This window comes from Neobacillus sp. 114 (genome assembly GCF_030127045.1).
Lineage (GTDB): Bacteria > Bacillota > Bacilli > Bacillales > Cytobacillaceae > Neobacillus > Neobacillus rhizophilus.
The window spans coordinates 78,820-90,000 of sequence record NZ_CP126144.1 but is presented as its reverse complement, the minus strand read 5'-3'; the positions used below and the strand labels follow the sequence as shown (position 1 = coordinate 90,000).

The 11,181-nt window shown below is 44.3% G+C and carries 10 protein-coding genes and 2 rRNA genes (1 of these 12 only partly in view); all 12 read right to left on the bottom strand.

Annotated features, from left to right (window positions below; translation table 11 throughout):
* Positions 1-657: ribosomal RNA gene (locus QNN06_RS00445) — 23S ribosomal RNA — on the bottom strand (it extends 2,277 nt beyond the left edge of the window).
* Between the two features lie 206 nt (positions 658-863).
* Positions 864-2,413, bottom strand: a 16S ribosomal RNA gene (locus QNN06_RS00440).
* The 16S and 23S rRNA genes sit together here, the layout of an rRNA operon.
* A gap of 350 nt (positions 2,414-2,763) precedes the next feature.
* A complete protein-coding gene (lysS, locus tag QNN06_RS00435; RefSeq protein WP_213121117.1) occupies positions 2,764-4,260 on the bottom strand; it encodes a lysine--tRNA ligase in 1,497 nt (498 codons plus the stop codon).
* Between the two features lie 180 nt (positions 4,261-4,440).
* Positions 4,441-5,442 carry a tRNA dihydrouridine synthase DusB gene (gene dusB / locus QNN06_RS00430; protein ID WP_217037416.1) on the bottom strand — a complete coding sequence of 334 codons (1,002 nt, stop codon included), beginning with the start codon at positions 5,440-5,442 and terminating at the stop codon, positions 4,441-4,443.
* 35 nt (positions 5,443-5,477) lie between these two features.
* A complete protein-coding gene (locus QNN06_RS00425; RefSeq protein ID WP_213121119.1) occupies positions 5,478-5,684 on the bottom strand; it encodes a helix-turn-helix domain-containing protein in 207 nt (68 codons plus the stop codon).
* Positions 5,636-6,163 carry a 2-amino-4-hydroxy-6-hydroxymethyldihydropteridine diphosphokinase gene (gene folK, locus QNN06_RS00420; protein ID WP_284036742.1) on the bottom strand — a complete coding sequence of 176 codons (528 nt, stop codon included), beginning with the start codon at positions 6,161-6,163 and terminating at the stop codon, positions 5,636-5,638. Before folK ends, QNN06_RS00425 begins: the two co-directional genes overlap by 49 nt.
* A 2-nt stretch (positions 6,164-6,165) precedes the next feature.
* Positions 6,166-6,525: a dihydroneopterin aldolase gene (folB, locus tag QNN06_RS00415; protein ID WP_213121121.1), complete on the bottom strand. Its 360-nt coding sequence runs from the start codon at positions 6,523-6,525 to the stop codon at positions 6,166-6,168.
* A complete protein-coding gene (gene folP / locus QNN06_RS00410; RefSeq protein ID WP_213121122.1) occupies positions 6,518-7,363 on the bottom strand; it encodes a dihydropteroate synthase in 846 nt (281 codons plus the stop codon). The genes folB and folP overlap by 8 nt, the downstream gene beginning before the upstream one ends.
* A gap of 105 nt (positions 7,364-7,468) precedes the next feature.
* Positions 7,469-8,398, bottom strand: a complete 930-nt coding sequence (gene cysK / locus QNN06_RS00405; RefSeq protein ID WP_213121123.1) for a cysteine synthase A — start codon at positions 8,396-8,398, stop codon at positions 7,469-7,471.
* A 162-nt stretch (positions 8,399-8,560) separates the two neighbouring features.
* The gene (locus tag QNN06_RS00400; protein WP_213121124.1) at positions 8,561-9,460 is read right to left on the bottom strand and encodes a peptidyl-prolyl cis-trans isomerase; all 900 of its coding nucleotides are present in this window, start codon (positions 9,458-9,460) and stop codon (positions 8,561-8,563) included.
* A gap of 24 nt (positions 9,461-9,484) precedes the next feature.
* Positions 9,485-10,363 carry an Hsp33 family molecular chaperone HslO gene (gene hslO / locus QNN06_RS00395; RefSeq protein WP_213121125.1) on the bottom strand — a complete coding sequence of 293 codons (879 nt, stop codon included), beginning with the start codon at positions 10,361-10,363 and terminating at the stop codon, positions 9,485-9,487.
* 13 nt (positions 10,364-10,376) lie between these two features.
* The gene (locus QNN06_RS00390) at positions 10,377-11,162 is read right to left on the bottom strand and encodes a type III pantothenate kinase (protein ID WP_213121126.1); all 786 of its coding nucleotides are present in this window, start codon (positions 11,160-11,162) and stop codon (positions 10,377-10,379) included.
* Positions 11,163-11,181 lie beyond the last annotated feature (19 nt).

Here is an 11,181-nt window from a genome sequence, read left to right as displayed (position 1 = left end):
TCAACTTAACCTCGCATGCAATCGTAACTCGCCGGTTCATTCTACAAAAGGCACGCCATCACCCATGAACGGGCTCTGACTACTTGTAGGCACACGGTTTCAGGGTCTCTTTCACTCCCCTTCCGGGGTGCTTTTCACCTTTCCCTCACGGTACTGGTTCACTATCGGTCACTAGGGAGTATTTAGCCTTGGGAGATGGTCCTCCCTGCTTCCGACCGGATTTCACGTGTCCGGCCGTACTCAGGATCCACTCAGGAGGGAACGAAGTTTCGACTACAGGGCTTTTACCTTCTATGGCCGGCCTTTCCAGACCGCTTCATCTACCCCGTTCCTTTGTAACTCCATGTTGAGTGTCCTACAACCCCGAAAGGCAAGCCTTTCGGTTTGGGCTGTTCCCGTTTCGCTCGCCGCTACTCAGGGAATCGCGTTTGCTTTCTCTTCCTCCGGGTACTTAGATGTTTCAGTTCCCCGGGTCTGCCTTCAATACCCTATGTATTCAGGTAAAGATACTGTTCCATTACGAACAGTGGGTTTCCCCATTCGGAAATCTCCGGATCGGCGCTTACTTACAGCTCCCCGAAGCATATCGGTGTTAGTCCCGTCCTTCATCGGCTCCTAGTGCCAAGGCATTCACCGTGCGCCCTTTCTAACTTAACCTAAAAGGTTTTACTTACTCTTAAAAATAAGAGAGATAAACTAAAATGGCGATTACTCGGTTCTTACTTGGTTACTTCTTCTTTTACGATTATCTAGTTTTCAAGGAACAAAAAGTTTTGAGAGATAATTCCCTCAAAACTAAACAAACAAAAAACAATCAAACAAACATGTATTGTCTGGCTCATATGTCCAGCATATATCCTTAGAAAGGAGGTGATCCAGCCGCACCTTCCGATACGGCTACCTTGTTACGACTTCACCCCAATCATCTGTCCCACCTTAGGCGGCTGGCTCCTTACGGTTACCCCACCGACTTCGGGTGTTACAAACTCTCGTGGTGTGACGGGCGGTGTGTACAAGGCCCGGGAACGTATTCACCGCGGCATGCTGATCCGCGATTACTAGCGATTCCGGCTTCATGCAGGCGAGTTGCAGCCTGCAATCCGAACTGAGAATAGTTTTATGGGATTGGCTCCACCTCGCGGCTTCGCTGCCCTTTGTACCATCCATTGTAGCACGTGTGTAGCCCAGGTCATAAGGGGCATGATGATTTGACGTCATCCCCACCTTCCTCCGGTTTGTCACCGGCAGTCACCTTAGAGTGCCCAACTGAATGCTGGCAACTAAGATCAAGGGTTGCGCTCGTTGCGGGACTTAACCCAACATCTCACGACACGAGCTGACGACAACCATGCACCACCTGTCACTCTGTCCCCCGAAGGGGAAATTCCTATCTCTAGGAGTGTCAGAGGATGTCAAGACCTGGTAAGGTTCTTCGCGTTGCTTCGAATTAAACCACATGCTCCACCGCTTGTGCGGGCCCCCGTCAATTCCTTTGAGTTTCAGCCTTGCGGCCGTACTCCCCAGGCGGAGTGCTTAATGCGTTAGCTGCAGCACTAAAGGGCGGAAACCCTCTAACACTTAGCACTCATCGTTTACGGCGTGGACTACCAGGGTATCTAATCCTGTTTGCTCCCCACGCTTTCGCGCCTCAGCGTCAGTTACAGACCAGAAAGCCGCCTTCGCCACTGGTGTTCCTCCACATCTCTACGCATTTCACCGCTACACGTGGAATTCCGCTTTCCTCTTCTGCACTCAAGTCCCCCAGTTTCCAATGACCCTCCACGGTTGAGCCGTGGGCTTTCACATCAGACTTAAAGGACCGCCTGCGCGCGCTTTACGCCCAATAATTCCGGACAACGCTTGCCACCTACGTATTACCGCGGCTGCTGGCACGTAGTTAGCCGTGGCTTTCTGGTCAGGTACCGTCAAGGTACCGGCAGTTACTCCGATACTTGTTCTTCCCTGACAACAGAGCTTTACGACCCGAAGGCCTTCATCGCTCACGCGGCGTTGCTCCATCAGACTTTCGTCCATTGTGGAAGATTCCCTACTGCTGCCTCCCGTAGGAGTCTGGGCCGTGTCTCAGTCCCAGTGTGGCCGATCACCCTCTCAGGTCGGCTACGCATCGTCGCCTTGGTGAGCCGTTACCTCACCAACTAGCTAATGCGCCGCGGGCCCATCTGTAAGTGTCAGCCGAAACCGACTTTCAACCTTCCCTCATGCAAGGGAAGAAATTATCCGGTATTAGCTCCGGTTTCCCGAAGTTATCCCAGTCTTACAGGCAGGTTGCCCACGTGTTACTCACCCGTCCGCCGCTAACCACCGGGAGCAAGCTCCCAGTGATTCGCTCGACTTGCATGTATTAGGCACGCCGCCAGCGTTCGTCCTGAGCCAGGATCAAACTCTCCAATAAAGTTGAGTTGATTAGCTCAAAAATGTTACGTTGGCTTCGTTTCAAATGAAACGAATATTATTGTTTGTTGACGTTTTTGTTTGTTTAGTTTTCAAAGAACTATTTAACTCGCCGCCTAAAAGCGACTTTCTTATCATACCAAGTTATCAACTTAATGTCAACAACTTTTTTAAATTCCTTTGTTGAAGCTTATTGTCTCGCAACAACAGATATTAATATACCACCATTAATAATTTCGCGCAATAGTTTTTATCAGTTTTTTTAAACCTAAATACAAGTTTAAATATTCACTCTATTAATTAAAAAATAAAAGAAAAAGTGCTGTTTTAACAGCACTTTTCCATAACAAGTTACTTATGACGCATTAGCGGGAATAACAGAACATCACGAATCGATGGTGAGTTTGTCAATAACATTACTAAACGGTCAATACCGATTCCTAGTCCACCTGTTGGAGGCATTCCATATTCCAATGCCTCTACGAAATCTTCATCCATCTCGTGTGCTTCATCATTACCCTGCTCGCGTTCTTTTAACTGGGCTTCAAAACGCTCACGCTGATCAATCGGGTCGTTCAACTCTGTAAATGCATTAGCATGCTCACGGGCAACTATAAACAGCTCAAAACGGTCTGTAAAGCGCGGATCCTCGTCATTTTTCTTCGCAAGTGGAGAAATTTCAACCGGATGCCCATAAATGAATGTCGGTTGTATCAACTTTTCTTCTACTTTTTGCTCAAAGAATTCATTAACGATATGACCATACAGCATATGCTCAGTAATTTCTACACCATGTTCCTTCGCAAGCTGACGGGCATCTTCGACGCTCGTCTCCTTCCAGAAATCCACACCAGTGTATTCTTTGATGGCGTCAACCATGTGGAGTCTTTTCCACTCCGGCTTGAGGTCTACTTCATATTCTCCGTACTGTACTGTTGTTGTACCTAATACTTCTTGCGCAATATGAGCAATGAGGTTTTCTGTCAAACTCATAATATCGCGATAGTCAGCATATGCCTCATATAATTCAATCATCGTAAACTCAGGATTATGACGTGTAGAAACTCCTTCGTTACGGAATACCCGACCGATTTCATAAACCTTTTCAAGACCGCCGACAATCAAACGCTTCAAATGAAGTTCAATCGCTATCCGCATGTACAACGGCATATCAAGAGCATTATGATGTGTGATAAATGGTCTCGCAGATGCTCCGCCAGCGATGGCATGCATCATCGGTGTTTCAACCTCTAGATAACCATGGTCATCTAAATAACGGCGCATTGATTGAATGATTTTGCTGCGGGTAATAAAGGTTTCTTTGCTTTCCTGGCTCATGATTAAATCTAAGTAACGCTGACGGTAGCGCTGTTCAACGTCCTTTAAGCCATGGAATTTATCCGGCAGCGGGCGGAGTGCTTTTGTTAAGAACACAAAGTTATCAACTTTAACAGATAACTCGCCAACTTTCGTTTTAAATAAGGTTCCATGTACTGCGACAATATCGCCTAAGTCAGCTGAATCAAAAATTTCATATGACTCTTCGCCAACTGCGTCCTGTCTTACGTATAATTGAATTTGACCAGTTAAATCCTGGATATGAGCAAATCCAGCTTTCCCTTTGCCGCGTTTCGTCATAATTCTCCCGGCAATGGCAACAGTCACATTTTGGGTTTCCAATTCCTCTTTATCAACTTCGCCATATTGACTGATTAACTCTTGACTGCTATGTGTACGATCAAAACGTTTACCAAAGGGATCTAGTCCTTTTTCCCGCATCGAATGCATTTTTTCACGTCTGACCTTTAATTGGTCATTTAATTCTTCACTCACAACTATCAACTCCATTAAACTTTTTTATGTAAAATGCATGTAAAATTCGCGCATCTGCATACTTCTATTATTTTACACAAACTTCGGAATTCAGACATTAAAAAAGATAGAATAGAATAAAAACTGCCAGTAACACACTGGCAGCCTTCACTTCAAACAAAATAATTATAGAAAATAGCAATATCTATGTCAAATTCAGCCTACTATTGCCTGACTTTGTTCTTTTGCCTCTGCATCTACTACTAATTCGTTTAACAAGGAAACCAGCTGTTCGCGTGTAAGGCACTCATTGACGGCATTGCGCGCCTTGGCATTGCCGCGGATTCCTTTTAAATACCAGGCAGCATGCTTACGCATTTCACGGACTGCGATATCCTCGTTTTTCAACGCAATCAAACGATCGAGGTGTAGAATGCAGACATCAATTTTTTCACGGACAGATGGTTCGCCCATTAATTTCCCGGTTTCTAAATATTGAACCGTACGATAAATCATCCAAGGGTTTCCAAGTGCAGCCCGGCCGATCATGACACCGTCAACACCGGTTTCATCTAGCATTCTTTTGGCATCCTGTGGTGTTTGCACATCACCGTTGCCGATGACAGGAATATTTACTGACTGCTTTACTTCACGGATAATATCCCAATTCGCTTTTCCTTCGTACATTTGGACGCGCGTTCTACCGTGCAGAGCAACAGCTTTCCCGCCTGCCTTTTCAATCATTTGCGCGTTTTTAACCGCAAAGATATGGTCTTCATCCCAGCCCATCCGCATTTTAACCGTAACAGGCTTTTCAACAGCATCTACCACAGCCGAAACCATTTCATAGATTTTATTAGGATCAAGCAGCCATTTCGCTCCAGCATCACATTTTGTGATTTTTGGAACCGGACAGCCCATATTAATATCGATAATATCAGCGTTCGTATTTTTATCGACGAATCTTGCTGCCTCGACAAGTGTTTCTTTTTCGCCGCCAAAAATTTGCAGGCTTAATGGTTTTTCCCGCTCATCAATATAAAGCATGTTCATTGTTTTTTCATTTTTAAAAACTATTCCTTTGTCGCTGACCATTTCGGCGCAGACCAATCCGGCGCCAAACTCTTTTACCGTCAGACGGAATGCCGAGTTACAGACTCCAGCCATAGGCGCCAAGACGACAGGGTTCTTCATTTCAATATTGCCAATTTTCAGCATTAAACGTCCTCCTTAACTAAAATTTCCCTATCCATCTATTCCTTTGGTGCTAAATCTTCCTTCGTTATTTTTAAAGACAGCGCAATTTTCTCCAGCAACTCCTCTGCCGGCAGACGGTTGCCCCGCTCAATTTCTCCCAAAATGGAAACTGATACCCCCAGTTCCTTTGAAAAGCTCTCTTGTGTAAAACCTTTTAGCTTTCGATAGGCTCGAATCCGCCTTCCCCATTTTTCTGCTTCCATATTCGGACTCCTTCTTTATCTTGTAATTCAACCATACATGCTCTAAGAGGCTTCTTCATCCCCGAAATATGAATATCTGGATTTATTTCAAAAAGCGGAATCATCACAAACGCCCGTTCCAGCATCCGCGGGTGCGGAACAATAAGCTTCTCTGTTTCAATATTTTCGTGATTAAATGTCAAAATGTCAAGGTCAATCGTCCGCGGCCCCCATCTGATCTCCCTTTTCCTGCCAAGTTCCTGCTCGGTTTTTAAACATGTATCCAATAGTTCATTGGCGTTTAAGACTGTTTTAACCTCGATTACCATATTTAAAAATAAAGCCTGATCCTCATAGCCGATAGGATCTGTCTCGTATATAGAGGACTTATTTACCAACTGAATTCCCGGATGATTGGTTAAGATTTGGATAGCCTTCGCCATATTATCATAACGGTTTCCGATATTTGAGCCAAGGGCAATAAATGCTGTATTTTCCACTTTTATCTTCTCCTTGTAATCTCGACAGCAACAGATTCGTAATGACCGGGAATAGGAGGATCAGGCTTTATCACCTTCACCGTAACCTCTTCAACTAAAGGAAATCCTAATAAGACACTTCCGGCAATTTTCTCAGCGACTGCCTCGACCAACTTTTTAGGCTCACCCTCGACTACTTCCTTACATAATTGATAAAGCTCACCGTAATGAACAGAATGTTCAAGCGCGTCAGTTTCACCTGCTGTTTTTAAATCCAATGAGACAGACAAATCGACAGAAAAGCGCTGCCCCAATACGGTTTCTTCGGGAAAAACGCCGTGGTAGCCGTAAAACTCCATACCATTAACATATATTTTATCCAAGCATGTCACCCTTTCCCATCATTGCATCCATCATTCTTGCCATCCTGCTCATTTCTTTGACATCGTGAACACGGATCATTTGGCAGCCTTTTTGAATGCCGTAACAGATGGTTGCCCCTGTACCTTCCATTCTTTCATTAACAGGCAGATTTAAGGCCTGTCCAATCATCGTTTTTCGAGAGGTTGCCAAGAGGACAGGGTAGCCAAGCATCACAAGCTTATCCAAATTTTGCATCATCAACAGATTTTCTTGGTAGTCCTTAGCAAAACCAATGCCCGGGTCGAGAATAATATTTTCATCCTTCACACCCGCTTTTTTAACAATCGCGATGCTTTCATATATATCATTGATGACATCCCTTACAAACAAGCGATAATTTCGGTCATGTCGATTGTGCATTAGGATAATTGGAACATCATATTCCGCCGCAACCTCACCCATCCGCTCATCCGCCTTTGCGCCCCAGATATCGTTAATAATATGGGCACCAGCTTGGATCGCCTGCCTGGCCACTTCCGCTTTGTATGTATCAATCGAAATTGGCACTTGAACTTGTTTGGCAATGGCCTCAATTATCGGAACTACCCGCTTAATTTCTTCCTCCTCAGGAACCACCGCAAAGCCCGGACGGGTAGATTCTCCTCCGATATCAATAATATCAGCGCCAGATTCAACCAGTTTCTTAGCATGTTCAACAGCCATGTCAATATTATTAAATTTACCGCCGTCGGAGAATGAATCTGGTGTGACATTGAGGATTCCCATCACAATGGTTTTTTGGCTCATGTCCAACGTGTATGGCCCGCAATTGATGTTTTGTTCAAAAGCTACATTCATCCCATTCCCTCCTAAAAACTCTTATCCTTCAATCATACAATAAAATAGGACTAGGACACAAAAAAAGAGGCGCCGGCAATTGCCGACGTCCCCCTGTCCGTTCACTTATTCTACATCGTATTGATATAGAGGAGTACTTAAATAACGCTCGCCGTTATCAGGTATAATTGCTAATACTTTTTTGCCTTTTCCAAGTTCCTTTGCCACTTTTAATGCTGCAGAAATAGCAGCGCCGGAAGAAATACCGCCAAGAATTCCTTCTTCTCTGGCCGCGCGGCGGGAAGCATCAAATGCTTCTTCCGTGCTGATTTGAACAACTTCATCATAAATTTCTGTATTTAATGTATCTGGCACGAATCCAGCACCAAGGCCTTGCAGCTTATGCGGTCCAGGCTTACCGCCGGACAATACTGGAGAATCCTGCGGCTCAATTGCATAAATTTTTACATTAGGGAATTTTTCACGGATAACACTGCCGGCACCGGAAATAGTTCCGCCTGTACCAATACCGGAAACAAATCCATCGAGCTGATCCATTTGCTCGACAATTTCTTTTCCTGTTGTTCTGCGGTGTACTTCAGGGTTGGCTTCGTTTTTGAACTGCTGTGGCATGAAGTAGCCTTTTTCAGCTACTAAAGCTTCGGCGCGAGCAATAGCTCCCTTCATTCCTTCTGGTCCTGGTGTAAGAACTAATTCCGCACCATAGGCACGAAGCAGATTCCGTCTTTCTAAGCTCATTGTTTCTGGCATTACAAAAACAGCTTTATAGCCCTTTGCAGCAGCTACCATCGCAAGTCCGATACCTGTGTTGCCGCTTGTAGGCTCAACGATTGTATCGACACCTGGTTTGATTAAGCCTTTTTCTTCTGCAGCTTCAATCATTGCTAATCCGATACGATCTTTTACACTGCTGCCTGGATTAAAGTATTCAAGCTTTAAATAAACATCTGCGCTATTTTCATCAACTAATTTGTTAAGCTTTACAATCGGTGTTTGCCCAATTAATTCTGTAATGGAATTTGCTACACGAACCATTTGAAATCTCTCTCCATTCTATTCCGAGTATTTTTATTGGATTTATATATATTGAATTTACCAGTTTTATACTTGTTTTGTCAATCATTTTGACTAGGGAATTTTGTGAAAATTTTCGTAACAAATTATCTAAAAGAAAAACACAAGATGGACTCCTGTGCTTTAATTTGTTTCTTTATTTTTCCCGTAAAACCAGTCTACCTTGGCTTCTTTCCAGAAGGAAGAAGCGGAGGCTGGGGTCTTCATCTGCTCTAGGGCCAATTGTCGGCGGACTTGTTTTTTAACCTCGTTGAAGGAATACTTTTTACCGCTGGTTTTGCCTTCCATTTTGATGATGGCAAACCCATCATCAATCTTAAATGGTTTACTATAAGCTTTTTTCTTTAATTTTTTTGCCGTGGCAATATAACTTTCCGGGTATCGCTCATCCCCATCACTAATATACCCGATATCCCCGCCCTCATTCGCGGAAAATTCATCAATAGATTTCTCCATGGCCAAGGCCGAAAAGCTTGATCCTTGGGCCAATTCTTTTATTGCCTTACTCGCTTCATCCTTGGTTTTCACGACAATATGGGAAAGATGATAAATCTCAGGAACTTCGTATAAATCCTTGTTCTTTTGGTAATAACTCTGTAATTCTTTATCAGAAATGATCACGTCTTTTGTCAAAAGCTCTTGCAGGAGAAGACTGTCCCGTATTTGTTCTTTCCACCTTTTCTCATCAAGCTGATTTTTTTGGTTGAATGCGCTATTCGAAGCCTGCAGGAGCCGAAATTCACGTTCAACCTCTTGGTCCGAGATTTTAATGTCATACTTCTTTGCCATCTCTCGAATAACCTTTTGATCAATCAGCTCTTTTAAGATATCTTTCCCATATCTTTTTTCCAATTCATTTAGCCATTCCTGCCTTGTAATTGACTGCTTCCCCACGGTAGCCACGGCTTCATCATTTATTGCAGTTCCGCCAGCTCCGGTTCCCTTTGCCAGAAAAAAAGCGATTGTTAAACAATTCAGCATAATAAGGCCGGCGATTATCATCCACAGTTGCTTTTTCCCCAAGCCTAATTCTCTCCCCATAAACGATTATTTAGCTGCTTCTTTCAATTCCTCCAGCTCTTCTTTTGTAAAGAGGTATTTCTCGTTACAGAAATGGCAATGAGCCTCTGCTTGTCCATCCTCTTCAATCATCGCGGTAATCTCATGGGCACCTAATCCGACGATGGCATCAGCAAAGCGCTGTTTTGAACAAGTACATTGGAATTTGACCGGCATGGTCTCCAAGATTTTCACATTCTCTTGTCCAAAAAGTTCATTCAAAATTTCTTCAGGGGTTAAACCCTTTTCCACCAATTTTGAAATAGGCGGAATCGTCTTTAACCGTTCCTCCAATTTAGTAATCACAGCATCTTCTGTTCCAGGCAGGATTTGCAGGATAAAGCCGCCAGCTGCCAGAATGGAATCATCAGGATTCACCAAGACACCCACGCCCACTGAGGACGGAATTTGCTCTGAGGTTGCAAAATAATATGTAAAATCCTCTCCTAGTTCTCCTGACACAAGCGGAACCTGGCCGGAAAAGAAATCCCGGAGGCCAATATCCTTTACAATCGCTAATGTCCCGTCCGTTCCGACCGCGCGGCGGACATCAAGCTTACCGTGCTCATTGGATTCAAAATCAACCTCTGGGTTGGTCACATATCCGCGCACCTCACCGCTCGCGTTACTATCGACGAGAATCGGTCCAAGCGGGCCGCCCCCATCGATTTTGATGGTCAGCTTTTCGTCGCCTTTTAGCATCGCCCCCATCATCACCCCTGCTGTCATCGCGCGGCCAAGCGCGGCAGAGGCAGTCCTCCATGTTTGATGGCGTCTCTGCGCCTCACTGACCATTTCCGTCGTTCGGACGGCATACGCTCTAATATTTCCATCATAGGCAAGTGCCTTAACTAAATAATCCTTCATGTTAAACCCCTTTCTAGTTGCTATTCTTTATATTATCCATATTCCGTTTATAGATAAGGTGAAGGCCCTTTAAAGTTAAAAATGGATCGACTACATCAATAACCGTTGACTCTTGGGCGATTAAACTGGCCAGTCCGCCTGTAGCAATAACAGTCGGCTTTTTCTCACTATGATCTGTGATCCGTCTGACAATGCCTTCAACCTGTCCAACATAACCATAAACAATTCCAGCCTGCATAGCAGCAACGGTGTTTTTCCCAATAACCCCTTCCGGACGGGCAATCTCAATACGCGGCAGTTTCGCTGCTCTTGAATACAAGGCTTCAGTAGAAATGCCAATTCCTGGTGCAATGGCACCGCCCATGTACTGGCGTTCCTCATTTACATAGCAATAGGTAGTAGCTGTTCCGAAATCAACAATTACTAATGGACTGCCGTACTCATGGATCGCTGCAACAGCATTTACAATTCTGTCTGCTCCAACCTCACGAGGGTTTTCATATTTAATATTTAGGCCTGTTTTAATGCCAGGACCAACAACCAGCGGTTTCACATGAAAATATTTATGACACATTCTCTCTAAGGCGAACATGATTGGCGGAACAACAGATGAAATAATAATTCCATCTATATCGGAAAAAGCAAGGCCGGAATAATCAAACAGAGACTTAATATTCATCCCAAATTCATCTTCAGTACGGTTCCGACTTGTTTCCACCCGCCAATGGTATTTCAGCTCTTCTCCTTTGTAAACACCAAGGACAATATTTGTATTCCCCACATCAATAACGAAGATCACATCTATCACTCACTTTTTA